24 protein-coding genes are annotated in these 26,844 nt (G+C 67.1%); 7 read left to right on the plus strand and 17 right to left on the minus strand.

All coding sequences use genetic code 11. The features are described 5' to 3' along the window. Nucleotides 1-191 precede the first annotated feature (191 nt). The 3 genes from ACTG4X_RS20735 to ACTG4X_RS20745 all read left to right on the plus strand — a co-directional run bounded on the left by ACTG4X_RS20735 (nucleotide 192) and on the right by ACTG4X_RS20745 (nucleotide 5,325). A complete protein-coding gene (locus ACTG4X_RS20735) occupies nucleotides 192-3,587 on the plus strand; it encodes a hybrid sensor histidine kinase/response regulator (RefSeq protein ID WP_256329119.1) in 3,396 nt (1,131 codons plus the stop codon). Further along, a complete protein-coding gene (locus tag ACTG4X_RS20740; RefSeq protein WP_093055847.1) occupies nucleotides 3,565-4,464 on the plus strand; it encodes a response regulator transcription factor in 900 nt (299 codons plus the stop codon). The genes ACTG4X_RS20735 and ACTG4X_RS20740 overlap by 23 nt, the downstream gene beginning before the upstream one ends. A gap of 90 nt (nucleotides 4,465-4,554) precedes the next feature. Next, complete coding sequence (locus ACTG4X_RS20745) at nucleotides 4,555-5,325, plus strand: TIGR04325 family methyltransferase (protein ID WP_440531776.1); 771 nt, start codon at nucleotides 4,555-4,557, stop codon at nucleotides 5,323-5,325. A 24-nt stretch (nucleotides 5,326-5,349) separates the two neighbouring features. On the opposite strand, the gene ACTG4X_RS20750 is transcribed toward ACTG4X_RS20745, so the two are convergent. Next, entirely contained in the window at nucleotides 5,350-5,832 is a 483-nt protein-coding gene (locus ACTG4X_RS20750) for a Spy/CpxP family protein refolding chaperone (protein WP_179830431.1), read from the minus strand. Nucleotides 5,833-6,038: 206 nt separating this feature from the next. Here ACTG4X_RS20750 and ACTG4X_RS20755 point away from each other — a divergent pair, with 206 nt between their 5' ends. The 4 genes from ACTG4X_RS20755 (at nucleotide 6,039) to ACTG4X_RS20770 (ending at nucleotide 8,861) form a co-directional block, all read left to right on the plus strand. Further along, the gene (locus ACTG4X_RS20755) at nucleotides 6,039-6,935 is read left to right on the plus strand and encodes an SPFH domain-containing protein (RefSeq protein ID WP_093055841.1); all 897 of its coding nucleotides are present in this window, start codon (nucleotides 6,039-6,041) and stop codon (nucleotides 6,933-6,935) included. Nucleotides 6,936-6,959: 24 nt separating this feature from the next. Then, nucleotides 6,960-7,160 (plus strand): hypothetical protein, encoded by a 201-nt coding sequence (locus ACTG4X_RS20760; RefSeq protein ID WP_093073590.1) that lies wholly within the window; start codon nucleotides 6,960-6,962, stop codon nucleotides 7,158-7,160. 99 nt (nucleotides 7,161-7,259) lie between these two features. After that, nucleotides 7,260-8,087, plus strand: a complete 828-nt coding sequence (locus tag ACTG4X_RS20765) for a substrate-binding domain-containing protein (RefSeq protein WP_440531777.1) — start codon at nucleotides 7,260-7,262, stop codon at nucleotides 8,085-8,087. A gap of 39 nt (nucleotides 8,088-8,126) precedes the next feature. Further along, nucleotides 8,127-8,861, plus strand: coding sequence for a transporter substrate-binding domain-containing protein (locus ACTG4X_RS20770; protein WP_440531778.1), 735 nt, complete (start codon nucleotides 8,127-8,129; stop codon nucleotides 8,859-8,861). Nucleotides 8,862-8,880: 19 nt separating this feature from the next. Here the strand turns inward: ACTG4X_RS20770 and ACTG4X_RS20775 are convergent, their stop codons facing one another. From ACTG4X_RS20775 to ACTG4X_RS20850, 16 genes are all read right to left on the minus strand, one after another. Continuing rightward, nucleotides 8,881-9,294, minus strand: a complete 414-nt coding sequence (locus ACTG4X_RS20775) for a hypothetical protein (RefSeq protein ID WP_093055835.1) — start codon at nucleotides 9,292-9,294, stop codon at nucleotides 8,881-8,883. A gap of 69 nt (nucleotides 9,295-9,363) precedes the next feature. Further along, a complete protein-coding gene (locus tag ACTG4X_RS20780) occupies nucleotides 9,364-11,601 on the minus strand; it encodes a M1 family metallopeptidase (RefSeq protein WP_093055834.1) in 2,238 nt (745 codons plus the stop codon). 653 nt (nucleotides 11,602-12,254) lie between these two features. Then, nucleotides 12,255-13,589 carry an MFS transporter gene (locus ACTG4X_RS20785; RefSeq protein ID WP_440531779.1) on the minus strand — a complete coding sequence of 445 codons (1,335 nt, stop codon included), beginning with the start codon at nucleotides 13,587-13,589 and terminating at the stop codon, nucleotides 12,255-12,257. A 42-nt stretch (nucleotides 13,590-13,631) separates the two neighbouring features. Further along, nucleotides 13,632-14,738 (minus strand): porin, encoded by a 1,107-nt coding sequence (locus tag ACTG4X_RS20790; protein ID WP_440531780.1) that lies wholly within the window; start codon nucleotides 14,736-14,738, stop codon nucleotides 13,632-13,634. Nucleotides 14,739-14,775: 37 nt separating this feature from the next. Beyond that, the gene (locus ACTG4X_RS20795; RefSeq protein WP_440531781.1) at nucleotides 14,776-15,744 is read right to left on the minus strand and encodes a PDR/VanB family oxidoreductase; all 969 of its coding nucleotides are present in this window, start codon (nucleotides 15,742-15,744) and stop codon (nucleotides 14,776-14,778) included. A gap of 19 nt (nucleotides 15,745-15,763) precedes the next feature. Beyond that, nucleotides 15,764-16,801, minus strand: a complete 1,038-nt coding sequence (locus ACTG4X_RS20800; protein WP_093176068.1) for an aromatic ring-hydroxylating oxygenase subunit alpha — start codon at nucleotides 16,799-16,801, stop codon at nucleotides 15,764-15,766. A gap of 12 nt (nucleotides 16,802-16,813) precedes the next feature. After that, entirely contained in the window at nucleotides 16,814-17,038 is a 225-nt protein-coding gene (locus ACTG4X_RS20805) for a recombinase-like helix-turn-helix domain-containing protein (protein WP_093055826.1), read from the minus strand. 35 nt (nucleotides 17,039-17,073) lie between these two features. Next, nucleotides 17,074-18,231, minus strand: coding sequence for an FAD-dependent monooxygenase (locus ACTG4X_RS20810; RefSeq protein ID WP_093073573.1), 1,158 nt, complete (start codon nucleotides 18,229-18,231; stop codon nucleotides 17,074-17,076). Between the two features lie 26 nt (nucleotides 18,232-18,257). Further along, the gene (locus ACTG4X_RS20815; protein ID WP_093055992.1) at nucleotides 18,258-19,253 is read right to left on the minus strand and encodes a Bug family tripartite tricarboxylate transporter substrate binding protein; all 996 of its coding nucleotides are present in this window, start codon (nucleotides 19,251-19,253) and stop codon (nucleotides 18,258-18,260) included. Nucleotides 19,254-19,276: 23 nt separating this feature from the next. Further along, nucleotides 19,277-20,248, minus strand: a complete 972-nt coding sequence (locus ACTG4X_RS20820; RefSeq protein ID WP_440531782.1) for a VOC family protein — start codon at nucleotides 20,246-20,248, stop codon at nucleotides 19,277-19,279. Between the two features lie 13 nt (nucleotides 20,249-20,261). Then, nucleotides 20,262-21,737, minus strand: a complete 1,476-nt coding sequence (locus ACTG4X_RS20825) for an aldehyde dehydrogenase (protein ID WP_440531783.1) — start codon at nucleotides 21,735-21,737, stop codon at nucleotides 20,262-20,264. An 8-nt stretch (nucleotides 21,738-21,745) separates the two neighbouring features. Then, on the minus strand, nucleotides 21,746-22,540 hold the full coding sequence (locus tag ACTG4X_RS20830) for an aspartate dehydrogenase (RefSeq protein ID WP_093075107.1): 795 nt from the start codon (nucleotides 22,538-22,540) through the stop codon (nucleotides 21,746-21,748). 14 nt (nucleotides 22,541-22,554) lie between these two features. Then, a complete protein-coding gene (locus ACTG4X_RS20835; RefSeq protein ID WP_440531784.1) occupies nucleotides 22,555-24,273 on the minus strand; it encodes a thiamine pyrophosphate-binding protein in 1,719 nt (572 codons plus the stop codon). Continuing rightward, complete coding sequence (locus ACTG4X_RS20840; protein WP_440531785.1) at nucleotides 24,266-25,099, minus strand: SDR family oxidoreductase; 834 nt, start codon at nucleotides 25,097-25,099, stop codon at nucleotides 24,266-24,268. Before ACTG4X_RS20840 ends, ACTG4X_RS20835 begins: the two co-directional genes overlap by 8 nt. A 5-nt stretch (nucleotides 25,100-25,104) precedes the next feature. Then, nucleotides 25,105-25,941 (minus strand): IclR family transcriptional regulator, encoded by an 837-nt coding sequence (locus ACTG4X_RS20845; protein ID WP_093055816.1) that lies wholly within the window; start codon nucleotides 25,939-25,941, stop codon nucleotides 25,105-25,107. A gap of 42 nt (nucleotides 25,942-25,983) precedes the next feature. Then, on the minus strand, nucleotides 25,984-26,844 hold the full coding sequence (locus ACTG4X_RS20850; RefSeq protein ID WP_440531786.1) for an alpha/beta fold hydrolase: 861 nt from the start codon (nucleotides 26,842-26,844) through the stop codon (nucleotides 25,984-25,986).

Here is a 26,844-nt window from a genome sequence, read left to right on the forward strand (position 1 = left end):
TCGAGCACCATGGCTGGTACTTTAGAAATCACCCGGGTTTGCGCGAATACGTCATTCAACGTAGCGGCAAGAACCCACCCTGCCCGCAGACTCGCGAGCCAGACATCGGTGGAAAACATCGAGGGGAAAGAAGCACAGGGAGCGCTTCTTGCTGTACCTGCCCCATGCCACCGCCGCCGCGAGAACCAGCCATGCAATCCGTCTCCGGACAGAAGATCTTTCGCATCCGCCGCGACTACAACGCCTGGGTCGCGAACGAAACGCTGGAGGACTACGCACTGCGCTACACGCCGCGCAGCTTTCGCAAGTGGTCGGAGTTCCGCGTGGCCAACGCGGCCTTCGGCGCCACCTCGTTCCTGGCGCTGGAGGCCATCGGCGGGGCCATCGCGCTGAGCTACGGCTTCTCGAATGCGCTGTGGGCCATCCTGGTGGTGGGGCTCATCACCTTCCTCACGGGCCTGCCGATCTCGTACTACGCGGCACGGCACGGCGTGGACATGGACCTGCTCACGCGCGGCGCGGGCTTCGGCTACCTTGGCTCCACGCTCACATCGCTGATCTACGCAAGCTTCACCTTCATCTTCTTCGCGCTGGAGGCGGCCATCCTCGCGCTGGCGCTGCAGATGTACCTCGACTGGCCGCTATGGCTGCTGTACATGGTGTCGTCGATCGTCATCATTCCGCTGGTGGCGCGGGGCATCACGCTCATATCGGGGCTGCAACTGTGGACGCAGCCGATCTGGATCGTGCTGTTCGTCTGCCCGTTCATCGCGGTACTGGTGAAAAAGCCCGAGCTGTACGCCGACTTCACCAGCCTGGTCGGACGCACCTCGGACAGCAGCGGCTTCGATCCGCTGATGTTCGGTGCCGCCGCCACGGTGGCCTTCTCGCTGGTGGTGCAGATCGGCGAGCAGGTCGACTACCTGCGCTTCCTGCCCGAGAAGACCGCCGCCAACAGTGGCCGCTGGTGGACCGCGGTGCTCATCGCCGGGCCGGGCTGGATCGTGCCGGGCATGCTGAAGATGATGGGCGGCGCGTTCCTCGCCTTCCTGGCCCTGCAGCACGAGATACCGGCCAACCACGCGATCGAGCCCACGCAGATGTACCTCACGGGCTTTTCGTACGTGCTGCGCGACCCGGCCTGGGTGCTGGGCATCACGGTGCTGTTCGTGGTGATCTCGCAGATGAAGATCAACCTGACGAACGCCTACGCAGGTTCGCTCGCTTGGTCGAACTTCTTCGCGCGGCTCACGCACAGCCACCCGGGGCGCGTGGTGTGGCTGGTGTTCAACGTGGTCATCGCGATATTGCTGATGGCGCTGGGCGTGTTCGCGGCACTGGAGCACGTGCTGGGCTTCTACAGCAACATCGCCATCGCCTGGGTCGGCGCGCTGGTGGCCGACCTGGTCATCAACAAGCCGCTGGGCTGGAGCCCGAAGACCATCGAGTTCAAGCGCGCGCACCTGTACGACATCAACCCGGTGGGGCTGATGGCGATGCTGGTGGCGGCTGCGCTGGCCATGCTGGCCTACTCCGGCGTGCTGGGGCATTGGGCCCGCGCCTTCTCGCCCTTCATCGCGCTGGTGACGGCCATGGCCGTGTCGCCTCTGCTCGCCTGGCGCACGCGCGGGCGCTACTACCTCGCGCGCACAGACATCGACCGCTGGAAGCCGGGCCAGAGCGTGAAGTGCTCGGTGTGCGACAACAGCTTCGAGTCTGAAGACATGGCGCACTGCCCGGCCTACAGCGCGCCGATCTGCTCGCTGTGCTGCACGCTCGAATCGCGCTGCCACGACCGCTGCAAGACCAACTCGCGCGCGGCCGAGCAGATGAGCGGCTGGCTGCAGGCGCTGCTGCCGCCGGCGCTGTCGGCGCGGCTGAACTTCCGCGTGGCGCACTACCTGCTGATCGCGGCTTCGTTGATCGCATTGCTGGCCACAGTGGTGGGCGTGGTCTACGCGCAGGAGGCGCTGGCGGGCACCAGCGATTCGGTCATGGCGACGGCCTTCCTGAAAGTGTTCGCGCTGCTCTCGGTCGTGGCCGCTGTGGCCGCGTGGTGGGTGGTGCTGGGCAGCGAAAGCCGGCAGATGGCGCAGGAAGAATCGAACCGCCACAACAATCTGCTGGCCCTCGAAATCGAGGCGCACCGCCGCACCGATGCCGCGCTGCAGACCGCCAAGGAAGCCGCCGAGGCCGCGAACCAGGCCAAGACGCGCTATGTGGCCGGCATGACGCACGAGTTGCGCACGCCGCTCAACAGCATCCTGGGCTACTCGCAGATCCTGCTGAAGGGCGACGCGGTGACGCCGCCGCGCGAGGCGGTGCAGACCATTCACCGCAGCGGCGAGCACATGCTGGGCCTGATCGACGGCCTGCTCGACCTGGCGCGCATCGAGGCCGGCCGGCTGCAGCTGGAGCCCGCGCCGCTCGCGCTGCCGGCCTTTCTCGACCAGCTCGTGCACATGGTGCGGCCGCAGGCAGAGAACAAGGGCCTGGCCTTCGTCTTCACGCACGCCGGGCAGTTGCCGCCATGGGTGCATGCCGATGCGAAGTGGCTGCGGCAGATTCTCATCAACCTGCTGACGAATGCGGTGCGCTTCACCGACAGCGGCACCGTCACGCTGCATGTGGATGCGCGGCGCGAGGTGCTGCGCTTCGACGTGGTCGACACCGGCATCGGCGTGGCGGCGCAGGACCACCAGCGCATCTTCCTGCCCTTCGAGCGCGGTGCGGCGGGCCGCCGCCGCGGCGAGCCCGGCACGGGGCTGGGCCTCACGATCACGGGGCTGCTCACTTCGCTGATGGGCGGCGAGCTCAAGCTGGCCTCGACCTCTTCGCAAGGCAGCACCTTCAGCGTGCGCGTGTACCTGCGCGAAGTGGCCGACCCCGGCCCGCAGGCCAGCAAGGCCGGCGCGCTGCGGCAACCCGTGTCGGGCTATATCGGCGCGCGCCGCACGCTGCTGGTGGTGGACGACCAGCCCGTGCAGCGCCAGATGCTCGCCGGCATGCTCGCGCCGCTGGGCTTCGAGGTGCGCGAGGCTGCGAGCGGCACCGAATGCCTCGACAGCCTGCGCGAGGAGCTGCCCTCGGCCATCCTGCTCGACCTGACGATGGACGACATGGACGGCTGGCAGACCGCCGCGTCGGTGCGCGCCTCGGGCTTTCGCGACATCCCGATCATCATTGTCTCGGCCAACATGTTCGAGAACCAGAGCGAGCGGCTGCGCGCGGCGGACTGCCAGGCCTTTGTGGGCAAGCCGGTGATCGAGTCGGCGCTGATCGCCACGCTGGAGCGGCACCTCGGCCTCGAATGGCTGTCGGGCAGCGATGCGTTGCCGCCCGCCGCTGCAGAAGACGCGCCGCAGCGCCCGCGCCAGCTTGCCCTGTCGGAAGACGACCGCGCCGAGCTCATGCGCCTCGTGCAGATGGGCCACGTGCGCGGCCTGCACACGGCGCTCGACCGGCTGGCGGCCGCCTCGCCCGCAGCGGCATCGACCTGCACCTGGCTGCGCGGCATGGTCACGCGCTTCGAACTCGACAACCTCCGCAACGCACTGGCCGAAGATGCAGACACCCTCGCCCCCTGAATCGCCATCGTCATCCGAACGCCCCGTGGTGCTGGTGGTGGACGACGCACCCAGCAGCCTCGGCATGCTGTGCGACACGCTGGAGGCCAGCGGCTACACCGTGCTGGTGGCGGCCGACGGCGAGGCCGCGCTGCAGCGGCTCGAACTGGTGGTGCCCGACGCAATCTTGCTCGACGGCCTGATGCCCGGCCTCTCAGGCTTCGAGACCTGCAGGCGCATCAAGGCCAACCCGGCATGGGCGCACATTCCGGTGCTGTTCATGACGGGGCTTTCTGAAACCTCGCACGTGGTCGAGGGCTTCGAGTGCGGCGGCGTCGACTACGTGGTGAAGCCGATCCGCGCGCAGGAGGTGCTGGCGCGGCTGCACACGCATGCGCGCAACGCGCGCATCACGCGCATGGCGCGAGACGCTGTCGACGTGGCCGGCATGGGCGTGGTGTTCATCGACACGCGCGGGCGCATCGCGTGGCGCTCGCCGCAGGCCGCGCTGTGGCTGCATGCGCTGGAAGACCCGGTGGCGCCGGGCCTGCTGCCCGCTTCGCTGGAACCGGCTCTCGCACCGGGCGCGGCCATTGCCATAGGCACCGCCACGGGCATGCGGCTGTCGGTGCGCAACCTCGGCGCGGCGGCACTCGGCGAGACGATGCTGCTCTTCGCCATCCAGCGCGAAGGGCCGGCCGCCCGCCTGGCCGACGCCGCACTCACGCCGCGCGAGACCGAGGTGCTGTCATGGCTCGCCAAGGGCAAGACCAATCGCGACATCGGCGAGATCCTGGGCACCAGCCCGCGCACGGTGAACAAGCACCTGGAACACATCTTCGAGAAGCTGGGGGTGGAAACGCGGGCGGCTGCGGCGGCGCTGGCGAGCGGTATGTAACCCCCATGGGGTAACCGCCCCAACGGCACTGGGCTATAGCCCTCGAATGCTCCGGTTGCACCCAGAATGGGCACGCCACCGGAGAAATAGATGCTTTCAAGCCTTCTGCAGTTTCCTCCCCGCGAAAGTGCGTACAGGCGCAAGTTCCTGAACAACACGGACGAGAACCTGTTCATGGGTTCGTTCGAGAGCTTCGCGGCGGCCGAGGCTGGCGCACCGCCCAGCAAGGCCGTTGGCTACGCCAATGCCGACGCGGGCGAGCTCTACAGCCCGCAGATCTATTTCTACGACTATCCCGGCCTCTTCTGGCTGGGCCGCTCCATCGATGCAGGCCTGACGCGCGTGTTCGACCTGGGCGGGCACGTCGGCATCAAGTACTACGCCTTCCGCCGCGTGCTGAGCTACCCCGACACCCTGCGCTGGACGGTGTGCGACGTGCCTGGCGTGGTCGAGAGCGGCCGAGCGATGGCCGTCAAGCGCGAAGCGACCGAGCAACTCGGCTTCACCATCGACTACCGCGATGCGAGCGGCTGCGACGTGCTGTATGTGTCGGGCAGCCTGCAGTACCTGCCGACCCGCATGGACGCGATTCTTTCCGCACTGGCCGTGAAGCCCAGGCGCATCGTCATGAACACCACGGCCGTGCACCCCGAGCGCACGATCTACACGCTCAACAGCATCGGCGTGGCCGTGTGCCCGTACCGCATCCAGCACCACGACGAACTCCTGGCCGACCTCGCGCGCTCCGGCTACAGGAAGCGCGATGTGTGGCGCAACGAGGGCAAGCCTATCGAGGTGCCCTTCGTCGACGGCGGGGACAAGCCGTACTACGCGGGCTGCTGCTTCGACCTCATCACCTGATCGCCCGCCGATGCATCGGCCCGGTCAGGGAATGACGGCCGGCAGGTTCTGGTCGGCCGTGTGGCGCTGCTCGGGCGTCATTGCGTCGTAGAGCTTCGACAACGCATCGCTTACCGCCTGCGTGCGCCGGGCACGGTCTTGTGCCTGCATGGCGCGCTGCTGCGCGAACTGCACGGCGGTCAGGTCGTCTGGTGGCGCCGCGGCAGTCATGCCGGCGCGGCTGGCCATGTCCCACACCGCATCGGAGAAGCGGTCCCACAGCTGTGACTGCTCGGGCGTGATCATGAGTTGCACGCGCAAGTCGTAGAGCTTGTCGCGGATCTTGCCCGCAGCGGTTGCCGGCGTGGACAGGCCATCGCCTGTGCGCGGGCTCGTCGTGCTGTCGGGCCGCGTGCCGCGCCGGCCTCCGCCCATGCCACCACCACCGCCGAACTGCGCAAAGCAATGGCCGCTCACGGTGACAAGGGCAGCGGCAAGCGCGAAGCGCTGCAGGGGTCGATTCATCATCATTGCGGGTTCCTTCGGTGCCAGGCCCTCGAAGGACCACCGCGCATTTCAGGCGCGGCAGCTGTCCCGGGCGTTGCGAGCCCGTAAACCCGGGGTAAAGCAGGCCGTCTTTACTTCTGGATCGAGGCAGCGCTTCATCGGCGTCGAAAACATCTTGACGGCCTTCAAAAAGATATTAAAGTGATATCACTTTTAACGGAGGCTACATGCAAGAGAAGACCCCCACAACACCGCGCAAGGTCCGCAAGGAGCGCCCCTACCGGTCGATCAACGGCTACGGCGTGTCGGCCGTGGTGCTGCTGCTGATCGCTGTCGGCATATGGGCGCTGGTGCAGCGCCTGATGCCGCTGCCCATGAGCATTCTGCTGATCGTGATCGGCCTCGTGCTGATCCCTGGCCTCTACATGCTGCAACCTAACGAGGGCATCATCCTCACGCTGTTCGGCGAGTACCAGGGCACCGACCGCACCGAGGGCCTGCGCTGGACCAATCCGCTGCAAAGCGGCCAGAAGATCTCGCTGCGCGCACGCAACCTCAACACGCCGCCGCTGAAGGTGAACGACAAGCGCGGCAACCCGGTGGAGATCGGCGCGGCGGTGGTATGGAGGGTCTACGACACGGCGCAGGCCGTATTCGAGATCGACGACTACAACAAGTTCGTCGCCATCCAGGCCGAAGCGGCCATCCGCCACCTTGCCACTCTCTATGCCTACGACAGCGGCGACGACCTGCAGAGCGAAGAAACCACGCTGCGCGCCGGGCTCGACACGGTAGCCGATGCACTCAAGGACGAGCTGAACCAGCGCTTTGCCAGCGCGGGCGTCGAAGTGCTCGACGCCAAGCTCACCCACCTCGCCTACGCCCCCGAGATCGCTCAGGTAATGCTGCGCCGCCAGCAGGCGGTGGCCATCGTCAGTGCGCGGCACCAGATCGTGGCGGGCGCGGTCGGCATGGTCGAGGCAGCGCTCAAGGGCCTGTCGGAGCGCAATCTCGTGGTGCTGGACGACGAGCGCAAGGCCTCGATGGTGTCGAACCTGCTGGTGGTGCTGTGCTCCGACCGGGAGACGCAGCCCGTGGTCAACACCGGTACGCTGTACACCTGAAGCCCGTCTCTCTACCCGCACCCGATGGCCAGTCCCGGAAAAAAATCCTACCCCCTGCGCATCGATCCGGCCCTGTGGGCCGAGATCGAACGCCTGGCGGCGCAGGAGCTGCGAAGCGCGAACGCGCAGGTCGAGTTCCTGCTGCGCGAAGGGCTGGCCAGGCGAGGAAGGCTGCCCGCCGCGGACGCGGGCAAGCCCGACGAGCCTGCGTCGTCCCCTCAGTGATAACCCCGAATCCGCTGAAGGCCGAATGACAGCCCCGGCTTCTACGATGGCAGTAGCAGGCGGCGCCCACGCCGCCGCTTCCTTCCTCCTGGAGACATCGTGACAAAGCCCATTCTTTTTTCTTCCTTTCGCACCCTCACCCGCCGCGCAGCCCTCCCGCTGATTGCGGCCCTCGCGCTCGCCGGCTGCGGCAGCCTCGGCGGCAGCAAGCCCGCCGGTGGCGACATCCACGTCATGACCTCGGGCGGCTTCACCGCCGCCTACAACGACCTGCGCCCCGAGTTCGAGCGCAGCAGCGGCCGCACCGTGAAGACGGCATACGGCGCCTCGATGGGCAATGCCGACGACTCGATCCCCAGCCGCCTCGCGCGCAACGAGCCGGCCGACGTTGTGATCCTCGCTCGCCCCGCGCTCGATGCACTCGTCGCACAGGGCAAGGTCGTGCCCGGCAGCCAGGTCGACCTGGTGCGCTCGGCCATCGGCTTCGCGGTGCGCAAGGGCGCGCCCAAGCCCGACATCAGTTCCGTCGATGCGCTGAAGCGCACGCTGCTCGCGGCCCCGTCCATCGCCTACTCGGCCAGCGCAAGCGGCACCTACTACGAGACCGAGCTGCTCAAGAAGCTCGGCATCGAAGACCAGGTCAAGCCCAAGAGCAGGCGCATCCTGAGCGAGCGCGTCGGCACAGTGGTAGCGCGCGGCGACGCGGCGCTCGGCCTGCAGCAGGTGAGCGAGCTGTTGCCCATCGCGGGCATCGACTACATCGGCCCGCTGCCGGCAGAAGTGCAGCAGGTGACGGTGTTCTCTGCCGGCGTGGCCACCGCATCGAAACAACCCGATGCGGCACGGCAACTGATCCGCTATCTCAACTCGCCCGCTGCCGCGCCCACCATCGCCAAGACGGGGCTGGAGCCGCTGACGGCACCGTAAACTGGCGCGCATCCCCAGCTCTCATCGACGAACCACGCCATGACGATCTCCCCCGCCCTCGTTTCCGCTTTCGCGCCCGGCGGCACGCTTCGCGCCTCGATCAACCTCGGCAACCCGATCCTCGCCAACAAGGACGCGACCAGCGGCGAGCCGGTAGGCGTCTCGATCGATCTGGCGCGAGAGTTCGCACGGCGGCTCGGCGTGGGCGTCGAGCTGGTGGTGTTCGAGAAGGCGGCAGCTTCGGTCGATGCTGTCAAAAATGAAAAGGCCGACATCGGCTTCTTCGCCATCGACCCCGCACGCAGCGAAGGGCTGCTGTTCACCGCGCCCTATGTGCTGATCGAGGGTAGCTACCTCGTGCCCGAAGCTTCGGCGCTCGCCGACAACGCGCAGGTCGATGCGAAGGGGCACCGCATCTCGGTCGGCTCGGGCAGTGCCTACGACCTGTTCCTCACGCGCGAGATCAAGGCGGCCGAGATCGTGCGGCTGCAGGGCGCGGGCCCGGCGCTTGCAGCACTGCGTTCAGGCGAAGTCGAAGTGGCGGCCGGCATCCGCCAGATGCTCGAAGGCGAAGCGCAGCGCGCACCGGGCGTGCGCGTGCTCCCGGGCCGCTTCATGGTGATCCAGCAGGCCATGGGCACGCCGGCCAGCCGCGGCGCCGCGGCACAAGCGCTGCTCGCCGCCTTCGTCGAAGAGATGAAGGCCAGCGGCTTCGTGGCCGATGCGCTGAAGCGCCATCGCATCGAGGGCGCGAGCGTGGCGCCCGCGGCCTGATCCATCGGCACTTCAGCCGTCAGAGCTTGTACGCCTCCACCGGCCCCCGCGAGTAGAAGAGAAAATAGCCCGTCGAAGTCTGGAAGCCGTTCTTCTTCCAGCCCGCCGGCACTTTGAAGATGCCTAGCTGCTCGCTCGCCATGCCGACGAAGGCGGTGCTCTCCTTGTCGGTGGTGATGCGAGCCCATTGCTCGCGCGTGACCGGCTTCATCTGCATCTTCGGTTCGCTCCACTCGGGCGTACGCACCTTGTCGCGCATCACGTAGCGGTCGCCCTGCTTCTCTATCTTGATCAGTTCCTTGAGCGCGCCGTTCTGCTTGACGGCGTAGGTGCCGACCAGTTCGGCCTCGGGTCCGCTGCTGCTGCTTGCGCCGCATGCGGCAAGCAGCAATGCCGACGCCCCGGCGGCCAGCCATTTCAATGCTGTGTTCATGTTGATCCTCGTGCGATGAGGCGCGCACCGACCGATATGCCGGGCGGCGCGCGCCGGTTCAAACAACGCTCAGCGCTTGTCGTTCTCGCGCAGCTTCAGGCTGCCCTGGAAGCGCAGCGCGTGCGGGTACTCTTCCTTCTCGACCCCGGCATCGACCGCCGCCATCTTCTGCTGGCTCACCTGCGTCTTGGCCAGCAGGGTCGCCGGCAGGTTGACCACGCCCTTGATCTGGTCGTACTGCGCCTGCGTGATGCGCCCCACGCTCAGCAGCCGGAACGCATCGCGCTCGATATTCAGAAGCAGCGGCTTGTTGCTCGCAAAGCTCTGCGCCTTGGCCAGCAGTGCGCTCCACGACTGCGCGCTGTAGTTGCTCACGTAGTAGTCCTGCCCGGTCGGCCCGGCCAGCACGGCCGTGCAGCCGGGCAGCTCGATCTGCGTGCTGTTGTTCGACATCACGAAGGTCTGGCGCTTTTCCATCGCGTCGCCATATGCCAGCGTGACGGGAACGGTCCAGGTCGAGGCCGGGTACACGTTCTGGTTGGGGAACGACTCCTGCGTGATGTTCACGTAGGTGCTGTTGCCCGCGCACTGCGCGTCGACCGTGAGCAGCGGAATGCCGGTCTGGCGGATGAGGCTGTCGCCGATGTCGCTCACCTTCTTGTCGGTGGCCTTCTCCAGCGAACTCCACAGCCGCGAAGGCGTGACGTTGCCGTACGCGTAGTCCTTCAGGTAGATCTGCAGGCCCTTCTGCATCGCCTCTTCGCCGATGTAGTTCTGGATGGTCTCCAGCACGTGGCTGCCCTTGTTGTAGACGAAGATCGACGGGCTGATGAAGCCGAACGAACCCGCGTCGTTGAGGTTGCGCTGCACCGGCACCGCCGTGTTCTTCAGGTCGGCCACGATCACGTTGTGCTTGTCCAGCACGTAGTCGGAGAAGCTGTAGTACTCGGGGTGGAACTTGATCGTGGTGCGCCTTTCGAACCAGCGCGCGAACGACTCGTTGAGCCACACGTTGTCCCACCAGTCGAGCGTGACCAGGTCGCCGAACCACTGGTGCGCCACCTCGTGCGTGACCACCGTCACCGAGTACAGCGTGGGCGTGTCGCCCGGCTTGGTGAGCACCGAGTCGGCAAACTCGAAGATCGAGCCCCAGTTCTCCATGCCGCCGAAGCCGGTGTTGGGCTTGTTGTTGTAGCTGTCGTTGGCCGCGACGGTGTCGAACTTCTTGAAGGGCAGCGGGATGCCGGTGTACTTGTAGTAGTAGTCCATCGACACCTTGGTCCACTCCATCGCGAACTTGGCCCAGTCGGCGCGGCCCGGCGGCGTGAACCAGCGCAGCGGCATGTCGCTGCCGTCGAGCGGGTTCTTGAAGTTGTCGGCCAATATGTCGAACTTGCCGCCGCCGAAGAAGGTCAGGTACATCGGCATCGAAGGCGTCTTCTCGAAGGCCACGCGCTGGTAGCCGTCGGGCAGCTTCGTTGCCTCGGTCTGTGCGCCGTTCGACACCGTCTTCCAGTCGCCCGGCACCTCGGCCGAGATCTCGAAGGTGTGGCGGAAGGCCGGCTCGTCCCAGCCCGGGAACCACTGCCGCGCGTAGTTGGTTTCGCCCTGCGTCACGATGGCATCGCTGCTTACGCCCTCGGGCGTTGAGAGCCCCACCTTGAAGATGCCTGTGGCGGCCGAGCAGAACGGGTTGCGCGCCACCTCCGCGGGCGGGCAGTACTCGGCGTCGGAGAACTGGATCTTGCCGTCCCACTCCATGTGCAGCAGGTACTTGCCCTTTGCGATCTGGCCGTCGTTCAGGCGCAGCTGCACGAAGTCGCCCAGCGTCTGCGGCGTGGGAATCAGCGGAATCGCTTCACCAGGGCTCGACACCTTGCGCAGCGTGGTGCGGCCCTTTGCAAAGTTCAGGTTGTGCGCGGCAACGACGATGGCGTCGACCGGCTTGAGCACTTCGATCTCCACATCGCCACGGCCCACGAAAGTCTTGAGCGCCGCATCGGGACGGAACCACAGCTTGTAGTTGCTGGGCCAGACGGTGTCGGGCAGCTCCATCGGCTTGGCCGAGCGATCGACCGCTGCAACGGCGGCATTCGCCGCATTGGGCACGCCGTCGTCGGGCGTCTTCGAGGTGGGGTCGGACACGGGTGCCGAAACAACGGAGTCCGAGGGTGCGCTGAGGCCGGTGCCGGCACCGCCGAGCGAAGCGCCGCCACTGTCTCCGCCGCCGCCGCATGCCGTCAGAACGGCAAGGGTCACTGCGGTGATGGCAAGATGATTGACCACCGGGGTACTGAATTTTTTCATGATCGCCTCTGAGTACTCTTGGTAAGAAGAAACATGCGCCGTCCCGCATGCGCCCGGCGGATAGCCGGCGATGCGCGTAACGCGCGCGGTGATGAGATGAACAACGGGGTTATCTGGGAAGAAAAATGGGCAACACACTGCCCTCCCGGCGAACGCTTTCGTTCGTCAGGACCACACAGTCATGCAAGGTCACACCGCGTGCGAGGCGGTGGTCCCAGGATGCGAGGCGTAAGAGGTTCCATTCCCGTCAGACGCGGGGTGATGGGATGCAAGCGCGGGGCTGTAGTGCGAAGGCTCGCGCTCAGTGCCGGCGCATCTGCGCGGTGCGTTTCCGCGAAGCGGAAGCGGCACGAGCCATGTCGGTTATGGCAAGACTTTCTGCGGCTCTTGTCGTTGATTTCACGCGCATTCCCTCGTCCATTGATGTGCGCCAGTTTTAGCTGAACGAACAAGTCAGCTCAACGAATCGCGGAACTTTTCTCTCTCAAAATGTTCGCGCGCCATAGGCCGAATGGCGTCATGACATGCAGCGCATGCCGTGCGCTATGTAGATGGTTCTAGCGCCGAAACACCTGCTCACGCAGATGACAGAAATCGGCCGCATGCACTGTGACTGCGTGGCCACAGTACGAAGGTACAAGCCTTCGAAAAGCTCAGGAAAGCTGTGAACCTGAGACTGCTGCAGCGCCGTGCGTGCGGTCGCGCAGCCACAGCAAGAGGCCGCATGCGAACACCACGACCTGCGTGCCGATCAGCAGCGCAAAGCCCGCGAAGAAACCGGAGGCCGATGCCGCCGATGCAGCGGCCGTGCTCGCGGTGCCCGAGACATGCGACACCGCGCCGATCACGCCGCCCATCAGCGCCGGCATGAAGCCCGCCACAAGGCTGCCCGCGCCATTGGTCACGCCGAACGCACTGGCCGTGTGCTCGGGCCGCGAGCAGTACTGCACCGTGCTCGGAATGGCCGGACTCTGGAGGCCCCAGAAGAAGTTGGCCGCCACCAGGCAGCTTGCCGCCGCGTATGGATCGCGTGCGTTGATGGCCATCAGCACCGACAGCGCCACACCCAAGCTCGCGCCCATGAAGATGAAGGGCACGCGCTCGCGCCCGACCTTGTCGATGAGCACGCCGCCCACGAACACCGCGAGCACCGTGGCGTATTGCGGCAGCGAGGCCAGCCAGCCCATCTCGCGCATCGAAAAGCCTCGCGCTTCGCGCAGATACGTCGGCAGCCAGTTGCTGCTGCCCCAGAGGTAGGCCAGCGCGGCCGAGGTCAGCAGCGTGATGAGGAACAGGTGCCGCGTGTGCAGCGCGCCCTTCACGATGCCGCTCACGCGCGCCATCGCCTCGCCGAACAACGAAGGCTTCACGCCATCGGCTTGAGTCGTCGGCATGCGCACGAAGGCCAGCACCAGCGGAATGCCGAGCACGATGTTCAACACGCCGAGCACGTGGAACGATGTGTCCCACGCGAACTGCGTGAGCAGATAGCCAACCAGCGGATAGCCAATGGCCAGCCCCAGCCCCGTGCCCATGTTCACGAAGGCATTCGGCTTGCCGTTCTCGTCGCTGCGGAAATGTGCCTTGATGTACGCAGAGGCCAGCGAGAACAGCGGCCCCTCGGACACGCCCAGCAGGATGCGCGAGGCCAGCAACATGCCGTAGCTATGGAACATCGGCGAGGCCCACGTCACCACGCCCCAGAGGATCAGGCCGTACACCAGGCTGCGCCGCACACCGAACAGCGCCGAGCAGAACGGCGTGAGCACGAAAGCCGACACGCCGTAGCCCAGCATGAAGGCCGTCGCCAGGAAGCCCTGGCTCACGCGGTCGGTGGCCGCGATGCCCACATGGTTCAGGAACGCGGCATCGGTGATCAGCACCGCGATGTTGATGCGGTCCACGTAGGAGATCGCGACGATCACGAACAGCGTGATGACACCGTACCAACGAAAGTTCTTGCTACTGCCGATGCTGTTGCTCTGCATGACCTGTCCTGCCGATGTGGGAGTGGTGACGCGCCCTTGCGCCTAGAACATGTGGCGCATGCCGAACTCGGTGCCGCTGGAGGCGCGGTTCGGCGCGGTGATAGCGCCCGAGAGGGCTTGCGACGCACCATTGCTGTTGCTGATGCGCGCGATGGTCGCGTACAGCGCAGTGCGCTTCGACAGGTTGTGCACATAGCCGATCGCCAGCTTCGACGAGGTTGGCTTCAGCGCTGCACCGACAGGCTCCAGCCGGTAGCGCGCATACGAGGCCTTGATCTCGCCGGGCCCGATGGGCAGCTGCAAGCCGATGAGTACGCCCTTGGCATCGGTCGTGCCCTTCGACTCCTTGTACAGCTCGCTCGTGAGCTTGAGGTTCATGAGCGACGCATCGAAGGTATAGGACGCGCCGAGGTTCGTCACGCGCAGGTCGCCGCTCGCATAGCGCGTGCGGCCGGTGGCCAGCGCGATGTTGAGCCCGCCGCTCTGGTAGCCGAAGCGCGCGCCCGTGTGGTCGCCGTCATGCTCGTTCGACACCCGCGTGCCAGGCAGCACCGAGTTGGAATCGTTCTCGCCCATCGCGTACATCACCTGCCCGTAGAAGCCGCCGAGGCTGGCCGGCAGCAGGTAGCCGATGCTGTTCGAGGCACGCGTGCCCGTGGGCGCGACGAGGCCGCCCAGGCCCGAAAAGTAGATCTGGTTCGCGCCGATGCCGCCGCCCGTGCCAAAGGGGTCGAAGATGGCGGTGTTCCAGAACGCCGGCACATAGTCGCGCCCCAGCCGCAGTTCGCCGAAGGGCCCTGCGAGGCTCACGGTGGAGCGGCGGTTGAAGCTCAGCACGCCCGCCGTGCCGTTGCCGCTGGCCTGGTTGTTGGAGTTCGACGGAAAGCCCGTGCCGCTGTCGTTCTGCAGACCCATCTCCAGCCAGAAGTTGGCCGAGTAGCCACCGCCCAGGTCTTCCGTGCCTCGAAAACCGAGGCGGCTGAACATGTTGCCGCTGTTGGTCAGCTGCGTCTTGTGGGCCGAACCGTTGCCGCTGCCCTTGGTGTAGGTGACGGCTGCGTCGACCACTCCGAAGAGCGTGAGGGAAGATTGGGCCAGCGCTCCGCCAGCCGTGCTGGCCGCAGCCAGCGCGATCAAGTAGTTTTTCATTGGATTTTCGGGAGTGGTTTTTCTCTGGCCGCGGGCCTCAGATGTCGAGCACCAGCCTCTCGCCCTTGCAGCGAGAGACGCAGATCATCATGGTCTTGTTGGACGCACGTTCGATCTTGGTGAGGATGCCGTCGTGATGGTCGACCTCGCCTTCGAGCACAGCCGTTTCGCAGGCGCCGCAGACGCCTTCCTTGCAGCTGTGGTCGGGGTTGAGGCCGGCGTCGATCAGGCTGTCGAGAATCGACTTGCCCGCCGGCACCTCGACGCTCTTGCCGCTCTTCGCGCACTGCACCACGTAGCTCTGCGTGGCGCTTGGCGCCTCCACATGCACGGCGGCGAAGCGTTCGATGTGCGCGTTGGTGTAGCCCAGTTGCTCGCAGCCCTTCTCGAAGGCATCGAGCATCGGCGTGGGGCCGCAGCAGTAGTAGTGGCTGGCCGCGCCCTTGCCTGACATCAGCTCGGCCAGGTTGGGCGGCGCGCCCTTCTCGTCGTCGAAGTGCCAGGTCAGCTGCACCGACTTTTCTTTCGCCAGCGCTTCGATGGCATCGCAGAAGGCAGCCTCCTTGCGGGTGCGTGCGCAGTACAGGATTTCAACTGGCTTGCCGATGGCCACCAGCCGCTGCAGCATGCACCAGATGGGCGTCACGCCGATGCCGCCGGCCACGAGCACCGAGCGTTCCGCGCCCTCCTCCAGCTTGAAGTTGTTGCGGGGCGCCGAGATGGGCAGCGTCATGCCCACGCGCAGCTGCTGGTGCACGTAGCGCGAGCCGCCGCGGCTCTTGCGGTCGTTGAGCACGCCCACCACGTAGCGCTGGCGGTCGCTCGATGGGTTGCACAGCGAGTAGCTGCGCACAAGCCCGTTGGGCAGGTGCAGGTCGATGTGGGAGCCGGCCTCGAAGGCAGGAAAGTCCACGGCAGGCGTGGCCGGCCGGAACTCGACGCTCACGATGCCGTCGGCCTCGTAGCGCATGGTGTGCACGAGGGCGTTGAGCGTGGGAGAAGACATGGCGATGCTCGCTTCCCGCTCAGGCTGTTGCGGCTTCCGCCAGCTGGGCCTGCGCCAGGTTGCGCATGTGGCGGCGCAGGCGAACGATGCCCAGGTCGTGCTGGTACAGGTTCTCGTGCTGGTTGGCGTCGGGCTCCATCTCCTCGAGCATCACGCGGTCCTGCTCCAGCACATGCCAGTGGCGCGCTTCGAGACGGTTCTTGTAGAGGAAGCGCCAGGTGTCGCGCTGCCAGCCCGGCTCCAGCTTGCGCACGCGCCAGAAGAAGGTAGCCGTCATGCCCTTCACGATCGGCGAGAAGGCTCCAATGATGATGAAGTTGCCGCCAGGGCCGCCGGTCTTGGGGTACGGAATTTCCAGGCGCATCCAGTGGATGCCGGTGTCGGCCCACTCGGTCCAGTCGAAGTTGACGTTGCGCTGGCCTTCCTTCTCGAACACGAAGCCGATGTCGGTCGGGCGAATGCCGAACTTCGCACTCGAGTCGCCCTCGGCCATCGAATGCGACTGCTTGTGCAGGTACGTGCCGTGCATCGGGTCCATCACGTTGTCGAGCACGTAGCGGTAGTCGCCCTTCCACTCGGTGTAGCAAAGGAAGCTCGAATACCCGGCGTCGTCGGTCAGTTGCTCGGGCAGCACCAGCGGCGGCGGAATGTCGACCGGCTCCTTCGAGTTATAGAGAAACACCGCACCCGCGCGCTCCTGCACATGGAAGTGCCGAGTCGCCTTCGAGCCTTCGAGCTTGCAGCCGGGGCTGCCGGGCACGCGCGTGACGACACCGTCATGCCGCACCTCGACGCCGTGATACGGGCACGAGAGGCGGTCGCCCAGTACCACGCCCTGCGACAGCGGCGCACCGCGGTGCGGGCAGCGGTCTTCCAGCGCATGCAGCACGCCTTCGCCGTCGCGCCACAGGGCGATCTTGCGGCCGAGACGGCGCAGGGAGATGGGGTTCTCCTTGATGAAGTGCGAGGGGCAGATCGGATACCAGAGGTCCTTCAGGCCGATCTCGAGAAGATGATCGACAGGATCGGCGGGAACGGGTTGGATGGCGATGGTCATGGTGGGTACTCCTCAGGCGGCCAGCGCGGCCATTTCCTTGCGGTACAGCGCCTCGGTCCAGGGCTGGCCGCCCGGCGTGGCGAGGCCGCTGTCGTTGAGCCGCTGCACGAGCCCTGGCAGGTCGTGGATGCCATCGCCGAAGGCGCGCTCGATCACGTCGCCCAGCAGGTCTTCGTAAGTGGTCGCGGGGCGCTGGCGCGCCTGGTGCGGTTGCAGGTAGCGGTCTTGGGGTTGCATCGTGAGCCTCCGTGGGGCGAGCGAGGTGAAGTGAATCAGGCGGCGGCCATGGCCGGGGTTGCGAGCGGCGCGGTCCAGGCGTCGTAGCCATAGACCCAGTCGGCATTGCCACCTTCGCGCAGCCAGTTGTTGCCGCGCGAGCCGAGCTGCACCTGGCTGGCGCGTTCGATGCGCGCCTTCTCGAAGCCCTGCAGTGCGGCCGGAACGTCGGCCATGGCCACGCCTTCGAGGTGGCGTGAGAGCACCACCGCGTCTTCGATGGCCATGCCCGCGCCCTGCGCCATGAAGGGCAGCATCGGGTGCGCGGCGTCGCCCAGCAGCGCCATGCGGCCCTGCGCCCAGGCGGGCATCGGATCGCGCTCGTACAGCGCGGTCTTCAGCACCGTGTCGCAGGCGTCGAGCAGGGCACGCGCCTCGGGGTGGTAGGCCACGTACTGCTCGCGCAGCTCGTCGACACTGCCCGGCGCGGTCCACGACTCGAGGTGCCAGGTGTCCTGCGGCGTGGTGGCGAAGATGAAGATGTCCTTGCCGCGGTTGAGCGGGAACGTGACGATCTGGCTCTGCGGATTGGGGCCCCACCACTTGGTGAAGGCTCCCAGGTTGGGCACGCCGGCCACGCGCTCTGCGGGCACCACGGCGCGGTACGCGACGATGCCGGTGAAGCGCGGGCTCTCTGCGCCGAACATCGCGGTGCGCACGCAGGAGTGGATGCCGTCGGCACCGATCAGCGCGCCGACGCGGGCGCTGGTGCCGTCGGTGAAGGCGATGGTCACGCCGGCTTCATCGGCGGCGATGGTCTCGGCGCGCTTGCCGAGCGCGACCTGCTCCGCCGGGAACATGTCGGCCAGCGCGGCCAGCAGGTCGGCGCGGTGGATGGTGAGCTGCGGCGCGCCATAGCGCTGCTCCGCCGAATCGGCCATCTCCAGGCGCGAGGTTTCTTCGCCGGTGTCGTAGGTGCGGCTGATGCGGTGCGACGGGCGTGCTGCCGTCACGCGGGCCGCCTCGCCCACGCCGAGGCCGTCGAGCGCGCGCACGGCATTGGGCGTGAGGTTGATGTCCGCGCCGACGCGGGCGAACTGCTTGGCCTGCTCGAACACGATCACGTCGTGGCCCGCGCGCCGCAGCGCAATGGCAGCCACGAGGCCGCCGATGCCGGCGCCGACGATGCCGATGGTTGATTCGCTTGTCTTCATGAGAGCTTCTTTCGCGTGCGGCCGGCTTATTCGGCAACGATGTTGCGGGCCTTGATGATCCTGGCCCATGTGGCCGTCTCATCGCGGATGTAGGCGGCGAACTCGGCGGGCTTCATGGCCGCGTCGGTCATGCCCTGCAGCTTCAGGCGCTCGCGCACCTCGGGCTGCGACAGCATCTCGGCGGCGTCCTTCGCGAGCTGTTCGACCACGGCGGGCGGCGTGCCCTTGGGCGCCATCAGGCCGTACCACGAGGTCACGGTCACGCCCTGGATGCCCTGCTCCGCCAGCGTGGGAATGTCGGGTGCGGCGGGGCTGCGCCTGGCCTCCGTGATGCCGATGGCGACCAGCTTGCCCTGCTTCAGGAAAGGCAGCGTCGCGGGCAGGTTGCTGAACATCAGCGGCACCGAGCCGCCGAGCACGTCGTTGAGCGCGGGCGGCGTGCCCTTGTAGGGCACATGCAGCATGTCGATGCCGGCCTGCTGCTTGAACAGCTCGCCCGCCAGGTGCAGGCCACTGCCCACGCCGGGCGAGGCATACGACAGCGTGCCGGGCTTGGCCTTGGCCTGCGCCACCAGCTCCTTCGCATTCTTGATGCCCGATGCGGGCGACGCCACCAGCACATTGGGCGCCTTGGCCAGCATGGTGATCGGCACGAAGTCCTTCGCCATGTCGAACGGGAAGTTGGGCATCAGCGTCGGGTTGATGGTGACGTTGCCCGCGGGAATCACCAGCAGCGTGTGGCCGTCGCCCTTGGCGCGCTTGACCTTTTCCATGCCGATGTTGCCGGCCGCGCCGACCTGGTTGTCGACCACGGCCGCCTGGCCATAGCGCTTGGCAAGGCCATCGGAAAGCACGCGGGCCAGCGTGTCGACCGGGCCACCGGGCGGGAACGGCGAGATGATGGTGAAGCGCTCGCTGGCAAGCTGCTTCTGGGCCTCGCTCTGCTGCGCGTGCACGGGTGCGGCGAGCGTGAAGGCCGCCAGTGCGGCGAACAGGACGGAGAAGGAGAAACGTCGTTGCATGAGAGTCGAGGGATTCGAGGGGTTCATTTCTTTTCGGTGAGGAAAGCGCCCTTCGGGCCTTCCGCGTTCTTCTGGCGGCGCGTGTTGCCGTCGAGGCCGCCGTCCACCGCCCATTCGGCGAACACCGTCGGGCCCGGCTCGAACTCGCGCGGCTGCCATTCGGCGGTGAGCTGGTCTTCGTCGGCGTAGTACTCGATGAGCCCGCCCGCCGGGTTCTTGAAGTACCAGAAGTACGCGGACGACACCGGGTGGCGGCCCGGGCCCAGTTGCGTCTCCCAGCCACGGCGCGAGAAGTGCAGGCCGCCGCCGAACACTTCGTGGATGTCGCGCACGGTGAAGGCCACGTGGTTCAGCCCGCGCTTGCCCGAGGGAATCTGCAGCAGGAACAGGTCGTGGTGGCCGCCCTCTGCCGCGCAGCGCATGAAGGCGCCGCGGTTCGGGTAGCTGTCTGACGCCACGAAGCCGAAGCGCTGCGCGTAGAACGCGCTGGTGGCCTTCACGTCGCTCACGAAGAACACGACGTGGCCGACTTCGATGGGTGTCGCGCGCTCGTAGATCGGCGCGGCCTGGTTGATGCGCGGCTTGGCGTTCCAGGTGTTCATGGCGGCGCAATCGACTTCCACCGCCCGCTTGCGGCTGACCTGCAGGCGCACGGCCAGGCCGTTGGGGTCGATGCAGCCGATACGGCGTGCGCCTTCGACCGTGCTGTCGAAGAAGGCCGGGTCTTGCACGATGGCGGCGGCGTAGCGGTCGAGGTCCGCATCGCTCTCGACGCCCCACACCACTTCGCGCAGCGTCGGGCCCTCTTCCATCGCGGGCGGCAGGCCCGGCTTGTCCAACGCCGCGACGACCACCTTGCAGCCGTTGAGGCATTCGAAGACGAGTTCGTCGGCGGCTTCCGACTTCAGCGTGAGGCCCCAGTCCTCGAAGAACTGGCGGCATGCGGGCAGGTCGTCCGCGCCGTAGGTGATCTGATCGATGCCAAGTACGCTCATGGTGCGGTCCTCTTCAGTTCGCCCATGGGAGCGGTTGTTCGTTCGTGCCCCAGTACATGCTCTTCTGCTCCATGTACTGGAAGATGCCTTCGCGGCCCTTCTCGCGGCCCAGGCCGCTGTCGCGCCAGCCGCCGAACGGAGTGGACACGGAGAACTGCTTGTAGGTGTTGACCCAGACCGTGCCGGCCTGCACCGCGCGGCCGAGCTTCCAGGCGCGCTTGAAGTCGCGGCTCCACACGCCGGCAGCCAGCGCGTAGACGCTGTCGTTGGCCTGCGCGATCAGCTCTTCCTCGTTGTCGAAAGGCATCGCGACGAGCACCGGGCCGAAGATTTCTTCCTGGCTGATGCGGGCGCTGTTGCCCAGGCCTTCGATGATGGTCGGCTTGTAGAAATAGCCCCGGTCATAGCCATCACCATGCGGGCGTACGCCGCCCGTGCGAATCCTGCCGCCTTCGGACACGCCGAGGTCCACATAGCGCTCGATGCCTTCGCGGTGCTTCGCCGTGATGAGCGGCCCCATCTGCGTGCGCTCCGAAGCCGGGTCGCCCACGCGCAGCGCATTGGCGCCTTCCGCGAGGCGCGTCAGGAACTCGTCGTAGATGCCGCGCGCCACGAAGAGGCGCGAGCCCGCGATGCACGACTCGCCCGACGAACTGAAGATGCCGTACAGCACGCCGTTCACCGCGTGGTCGAGGTCCGCGTCGTCGAGCACCATGGTCGGCGACTTGCCGCCGAGCTCCAGCGACACCGGCATCATCTTGTCGGCCGCAATGTGCGCGATGTGCTTGCCGGTGGTGGTGCCGCCGGTGAACGACACGCGCTTGACCAGCGGATGCTTGGTGATCGCATCGCCAATCACCGAGCCCTTGCCCGGCAGCACGCTGACGATGCCCTTCGGCACGCCGGCCTGCTCGCAGATGCGGGCCAGTTCCAGCGCCATCAGCGGCGTCACCTCGGCGGGCTTCACGACCACCGCGTTGCCGGCAGCCAGCGCAGGCGCCAGCTTCTGCGCCTCGCTGGCAATGGGCGAGTTCCACGGCGTGATGGCCGCGACCACGCCCATGGGCTCGTGCACGCTCATCGTGACGAAGGCGCCGCGAGACGGCGTGATGGTTTCTTCCAGCGTCTCCAGCGCGGCGGCGAAGAACTGGAAGGTGCCCGCAGCGCTGGCCACGAGATTGCGCGTTTCGGTGATCGGCTTGCCGTTGTCCAGGCGCTGCTTCTGCGCGAGCGATTCGCTCTCTTCTCGGATCAGTTGCGCCACACGGTGCAGCACGGCGGCGCGCTCGTGCGGCAGGCGCTGGGCCCAGCCGCTGGTGCGGAAGGCCTGGTCGGCGCGAGTGATGGCCTCCTCGACATCGGCGAGGCTCGCGGCCTTCAGGCGCGCGATGGGCTCGCCGGTAGCGGGGTACAGGCTTTCGTAGACGTCGCCGCCGCCCAGGCGCCATTCGCCGGCAATGCAGATCGGAAGGAGTTCGGAAGAAATCATGGAGTGACTCAGATGGCGAGCGCGGCGACGCGGTTGCGTAGCGCGCGCACGGCGCTGTACACGGTGAGCGCGGATGTCTTGGGGTTGGCCGCGAGCGGCTTGTTGCGCATGGTCAGCTCGAAGCTGCCGAAGGCGCCTTCGGCTTCGACGGTGTGCACGTTCTCGGTGGTGGCGGGGTCGGCAATCAGGCGCACCTGTGTCCTGTCGAGCCCGAGCCCCGCGAGCGAGACGGTGGCGGCGACGTTGGCGTTCTTCGGATAGAGCAAGGCCGCTTCGCGCGCGCTGCCTTCGAAGATCACGGTGGGCTGCACCAGCGCATCGAGGTCGCGGCCCTGTTCGGCCGGCGTGCCCTTCCATGCCTGCGGCGGTTTGCGGCCGGTGTAGCGCACGCTGTCGAGGCCGCCGATGCGGGCCGCGGCGAGTGCATCGATTGCACCGATGGCGCCGGGAATCAGCTGCACCTGCGTCTTGCCTGCGATGGCGGCGGCTTCGAGCTTTTCGGCGAAGCCGGCGGCCGACAGCGCGCCAACCGAAGCGACCACGCAGGGCGTGCCGCGAGCCAGAGCGGGCAGCACATGCTCTTCGATGGCCGCATGGCCAGCCGTCTCGACCACGAGGTCGATGCCATCGGCAGGCACGCTACTGCCAACCTGCACGCCGGGCGCAACCTTCTGCGCCGCGGCCACGCCCTCGGCGGGCACGACGATGGCAACCACCTCCAGGGCAGCATCGCCCTTGAGCAGTTCGAGCACCGAGGTGCCGATGGCACCGCAGCCTACGAGGGCAATACGCAATGCGGGCAATGCGCTCACGTCCGTCACTCCACCGAAGCGGCGGCAGCCTTGCCGAGCGCCGGAATCTGGGTGACGGTGTTGGTCGGCGGGCCTGCGAAGGCGCTCTTGAAATCGCCAATGGAGAGCATGTCGATCTCCAGCAGGAACGGGCCCTTCTTCGCCAGCGCCTCGCCCAGCTTCGCCTTCAACTCGTCCATGCGCTGCACGCGGGCATGCGGCAGTGACAGCGACTTGCACAGCAGCGCGTAGTCGGGCGTGTGCAGGTCGGCATAGCAGCGGCGGCCGCCGTACTGCGCGTCCTGGATGTTCTTGATGACGCCGTAGCCCTTGTCGTTCATGAGCACGATGACCATGTCGGCCTGCTCCTGCACGGCGGTCGCGAGTTCGCCAAGGTTCAGGATGAAGCCGCCGTCGCCGGCCAGGCAGAAGGTCTTGCGGCCCGAGGCCGTTTCGGCCGCGCCGATGGCAGCGCCAATGGCCATGGGCATGCCCTGCCCGATGCCGCCGCCCGTGGCGTGCACACCGGCGCTGGGTTCGAAGATGCGCAGCTCGCGATTGCCCCAGGTGCTGTTCGACACGGTCACGTCGCGCACCCAGTTGAAGTTGCGGCCGGCGGCGGACTGCAGCGCCTTTACAAGCTCGGCATACGGGCCGAGGCCGTCGGTGAGCGAGGCCACGGCCTGCTCGTGCGCGGCGCGCAGGTCGGCGAGCAGTTCGGGGTCGGCCTTGTACGTCGCTGCTTCGAGGCGGTCGGCCAGGCCTTCGAGGGCCAGAGCGGAGTCGCCGCAGACGAACAGGTCGGTGGCGTAGCCACGGCCTTCGGCGGCAGCATCGGCATCGATGCGCAGCAGCGGGCGCGGCAGCTTCAGTTCGTACTTGAGCGTTTCGTTGCCGCGCAGGCGCGAGCCGACGACCAGCATCGCGTCGCAGCGCTGGTACAGCGCCTCGACCGGCTTGTGGATGTTGTACGAGCCGAGCGAACCGGCATCGTCTTCGGGCACCGTGCCACGGCCCTGCGTGGTGGTGACCACGCCGAAGCCGAGCTTCTGCAGGCGTTGGATGGCGGCTCGGGCATGGCGTGCGCCGCCACCGACCCACAGCATCGGGCGCTTGGCTGCAGCAAGGCGCGCAGCCAGTGCGTCGAGCGAAGCAGCAGAAGGCACCGGCCGTTCGATGGGCAACGGCGACAGGTCGGCCGGCATGGTCGTCAGCGCGGACTGGATGTCGATCGGAATCTCCACGCTCACCGGGCCGGTCGGCGCCGTCATTGCAAGCTGCACCGCGCGCTTGAGCGTGCCGAGCACCGTCTCGACACTGCGCACGCGCAGGGCCGCCTTCGACACGGCCTTGAGCATGGTGAGCTGGTCGGGCGCCTCGTGGATGTACGACATGCCCTTGTCGAGGTACGGCGTCTCGATCTGCCCCGTGATGTGCAGCAGCGGCGCGCCGGCGGTCAGCGCCTCGACCATGCTGCCCGCGATGTTGCCGGCGGCCGGGCCGGTGCTGGTGAGGCACACGCCGAGGCTGGCCGTGGAGCGCGCATACGCATCGGCCATGTTGCCGGCTCCGGCCTCGCCGCGCGCCGGCACGAAGCGGATCGCACCGCGCTGCGCGAAGGCGTCGAGGATCGGCATGTTGTGGATAGAGATCACGCCGAAGGCCGCCTTGACGCCGCACTGTTCGAGAAAGGCGGCGACGACTGCGCCGACGGTGACCGTGTTGTTGTTCGTGGGGTTATGCATGGCGCGAAAGGCCTCCGGAAATGTCGATATGGCTGCCCGTCGTGTACGACGCGAGCGGGGAAGCAAGAAAAAGAATCGCGCGCGCGGCTTCGGTCGGAAGCCCCAGGCGACCCAGCGGGATGTGTTTGTTCTTCGCGAGCTGGCCGCTCCAGGCGGCCCAGTCTTGCGACTTGTCTTCGCGCGCCTCGAAGCGGCGGCGCCATTGGCCCGACTCGACCAGGCCGATCAGGATGCCGTTGACGCGCACGCCCTGCGGAGCGAATTCAGTGGCCATGGAGCGCACGAGGTTCAGCAGGCCGGCGCGCGCGGCCGAGGTGGCAACCATGTGCGGCTCGGGCTGGCGCGCCAGCAGCGAGTTGGCGCAGACGATGGAAGCATCGCCCAGCACCGCGCGCTGCGCCGCGAGCTGCGGCAGGAAGGCGCGCGTGGGGTTGATGACGGAGAAGAACTTCAGGTTGAGCTCTTCGGTCCAGGCCGCATCGTCGGTGTCGGCGAAGGTGGAGACGCGGCCCTGCCCTGCGTTGTTGACCAGCATCGATGCCGGGCCGAGCGCGGCTTCGCTGGCGGCGGCGAAGGAGCGGACCGAGGCACCGTCGAGCACGTCGCATGGCTGGGCGAAGAGCTTGGCGTTCGGGTACCGCGCGTGCAGGTCGGTCACGGCGTCGTCGAGCCGCTCTGCGTTGCGGCTGCACAGCGCGACGGATGCGCCGCAGCCGAGCAGCAGCTCGACGGTGGCCAGGCCGATGCCCGACGAACCGCCCGTGACCACGGCCACGCGGCCGGCCAGCGCCTTGGCTGCAAAGAAGGAGGAAGTCTGCTGTGCCATGACTGTCATGCGCTGCGAAGCGGCACCACCTTGGCGGCGCGCGCTGGGGAGTAGTTGAGCAGCCCCGAGATCTCGTCAGCCGTGCCGCGCACGCGCAGCACCATCTCGTCCATGCGGCTTTCTTCGATGTGGTCCGAGGTGATGGTGGCGCCCAGCGCCGCCACGATGTGGCCGCTGTGGTCACGCACCGGCGCAGCGATGCTGGAGATGTTCGACTCGAAGAAGCCCTCGCCCAGCACATAGCCGCGCTGGCGGTCGGCCTGCACCATGTCGAAGAGTTCGTTCACGGTCTTGGGCGTGCTCGGCGAGAAGGTTTCGAGCTTGTCCTCGGGGTAGAGCGCGCGCAGCTGCGGCAGCGTGAGGTCTTCGAGCAGGATGCGGCCGAGCACGGTGGCATGGGCCGGCAGACGCGTGCCGACGGTGACCGAGCTGGCAAAGGGCGTGGGCGGTGCGACCTTGGCAACGTAGACGATGGAGCGGCCATCGCGCACCACCAGGTTGCAGGGCGTGCGCAGTTCGTCGCACAGGCGGTTGAGCAGCGGTGTGCCGAGCTGCGTGAGTTCCAGCGAGGCGAGGTATTCGAAGCCCAGGCGCAGCACGGCCAGGCCCAAGCGGTAGTCGCGCCCACCCTCGGCGCGCTCGAGGAAACCCATGTTCTCAAGCGTGGTGAGCAGGCGGAAAACGGTGGAGCGCGGCAGGTCGAAGCGGCGGGCCAGTTCGGGGGCGGAGAGCGTGCGGCTTTCGCGGCTGAACTCGCACAACACGCGCAGGCCGCGCTCCAGCGCGGGCACGTTGTAGCGGTCGGCGCCCTCTTCCATCGTCTCGTTGTCGTTGTTGGCCATGCCTCTTTTTCCTTCCTTGGATGTCTTGTGTTTGTGTTGCGGTCAGCCGGCGAGCGATTCGCGCAGCAGTGCGGCGACGGCCTGCGGTTGTTCCACATAGCCGGCGTGGCCCGCATCGTCCACCAATTCAAGCGGCACGCCGCACTGGCGCGCGACTTCTTCGCAGGCGGCCGGAGGCGTGACCACGTCGAGCGCGCCGCAGGCCACGCGTACGGGCATGGGCGGCGGCAGGTCGGCCAGCAGGTCGGCGTTGCACAGCAGCTCGACGGCCTGGCGGTAGCCGCGGTCGTTCAGCCGGGCCATGTTCCAGCGCACCCATTGGCGGGCGTGGCCGCTGGCCTTGTCGGAGACGAGCCGGCCCGCGCGCTTCGCGGCCATGCCGACGATGCCGAGTTCGTCGAGCGTGGCGAGGCGTTCGGTGCGCACCTTGGCGCGAGCTTCTTCGCGAGACTGAGCGCCGTAGCCGATGGCCGGACTGACGAGCACGAGTCGGCGGATGCGCGAATCGGTGCGTGCGGCCGACACAGCGGTGATCGCGCCGAGCGAATGGCCAACCAGCACGCACGACTCGATGCCGAGTGCATCGAGCAGCGCGCTCAGGCGTGCCGCGTAGTCGGCTGCGGTCGGTGCGGCGGCTTCGAGCGGCGTCGATTCGCCGTAGCCCGGTGCGTCCCACGCAATCACGCGGGCCTGCGGCGCAAGCAGCGCGGCAGTGTCGATCCACGACGCCGCACCCGAGCCGATGCCGTGCAGGCACACGATGGCCGGGCCCTGGCCGCATTCGCGCACCGACACCACGGCCCCACCGGCGACCGCGACATTGCGGGCCGGAAAGCGTGCGTCGAGCCGCGCCAGCTCGGAGGCCGGCAGCATCAGCGCGTCGGTGGCGATGGCGTCGTTCAT

The organism is Variovorax sp. YR566 (assembly GCF_051992195.1).
Classification (GTDB): Bacteria; Pseudomonadota; Gammaproteobacteria; order Burkholderiales; family Burkholderiaceae_C; genus Variovorax.

Coding starts and splice junctions, on each gene's coding strand:
- ACTG4X_RS20735 (WP_256329119.1), top strand. CDS start 192: ATGCAATCCGTCTCCGGACAGAAGATCTTTCGCATCCGCCGCGACTAC.
- ACTG4X_RS20740 (WP_093055847.1), top strand. CDS start 3,565: ATGCAGACACCCTCGCCCCCTGAATCGCCATCGTCATCCGAACGCCCC.
- ACTG4X_RS20745 (WP_440531776.1), top strand. CDS start 4,555: ATGCTTTCAAGCCTTCTGCAGTTTCCTCCCCGCGAAAGTGCGTACAGG.
- ACTG4X_RS20750 (WP_179830431.1), bottom strand. CDS start 5,832: ATGATGAATCGACCCCTGCAGCGCTTCGCGCTTGCCGCTGCCCTTGTC.
- ACTG4X_RS20755 (WP_093055841.1), top strand. CDS start 6,039: ATGCAAGAGAAGACCCCCACAACACCGCGCAAGGTCCGCAAGGAGCGC.
- ACTG4X_RS20760 (WP_093073590.1), top strand. CDS start 6,960: ATGGCCAGTCCCGGAAAAAAATCCTACCCCCTGCGCATCGATCCGGCC.
- ACTG4X_RS20770 (WP_440531778.1), top strand. CDS start 8,127: ATGACGATCTCCCCCGCCCTCGTTTCCGCTTTCGCGCCCGGCGGCACG.
- ACTG4X_RS20775 (WP_093055835.1), bottom strand. CDS start 9,294: ATGAACACAGCATTGAAATGGCTGGCCGCCGGGGCGTCGGCATTGCTG.
- ACTG4X_RS20780 (WP_093055834.1), bottom strand. CDS start 11,601: ATGAAAAAATTCAGTACCCCGGTGGTCAATCATCTTGCCATCACCGCA.
- ACTG4X_RS20785 (WP_440531779.1), bottom strand. CDS start 13,589: ATGCAGAGCAACAGCATCGGCAGTAGCAAGAACTTTCGTTGGTACGGT.
- ACTG4X_RS20790 (WP_440531780.1), bottom strand. CDS start 14,738: ATGAAAAACTACTTGATCGCGCTGGCTGCGGCCAGCACGGCTGGCGGA.
- ACTG4X_RS20795 (WP_440531781.1), bottom strand. CDS start 15,744: ATGTCTTCTCCCACGCTCAACGCCCTCGTGCACACCATGCGCTACGAG.
- ACTG4X_RS20800 (WP_093176068.1), bottom strand. CDS start 16,801: ATGACCATCGCCATCCAACCCGTTCCCGCCGATCCTGTCGATCATCTT.
- ACTG4X_RS20805 (WP_093055826.1), bottom strand. CDS start 17,038: ATGCAACCCCAAGACCGCTACCTGCAACCGCACCAGGCGCGCCAGCGC.
- ACTG4X_RS20810 (WP_093073573.1), bottom strand. CDS start 18,231: ATGAAGACAAGCGAATCAACCATCGGCATCGTCGGCGCCGGCATCGGC.
- ACTG4X_RS20815 (WP_093055992.1), bottom strand. CDS start 19,253: ATGCAACGACGTTTCTCCTTCTCCGTCCTGTTCGCCGCACTGGCGGCC.
- ACTG4X_RS20820 (WP_440531782.1), bottom strand. CDS start 20,248: ATGAGCGTACTTGGCATCGATCAGATCACCTACGGCGCGGACGACCTG.
- ACTG4X_RS20825 (WP_440531783.1), bottom strand. CDS start 21,737: ATGATTTCTTCCGAACTCCTTCCGATCTGCATTGCCGGCGAATGGCGC.
- ACTG4X_RS20835 (WP_440531784.1), bottom strand. CDS start 24,273: ATGCATAACCCCACGAACAACAACACGGTCACCGTCGGCGCAGTCGTC.
- ACTG4X_RS20840 (WP_440531785.1), bottom strand. CDS start 25,099: ATGGCACAGCAGACTTCCTCCTTCTTTGCAGCCAAGGCGCTGGCCGGC.
- ACTG4X_RS20845 (WP_093055816.1), bottom strand. CDS start 25,941: ATGGCCAACAACGACAACGAGACGATGGAAGAGGGCGCCGACCGCTAC.
- ACTG4X_RS20850 (WP_440531786.1), bottom strand. CDS start 26,844: ATGAACGACGCCATCGCCACCGACGCGCTGATGCTGCCGGCCTCCGAG.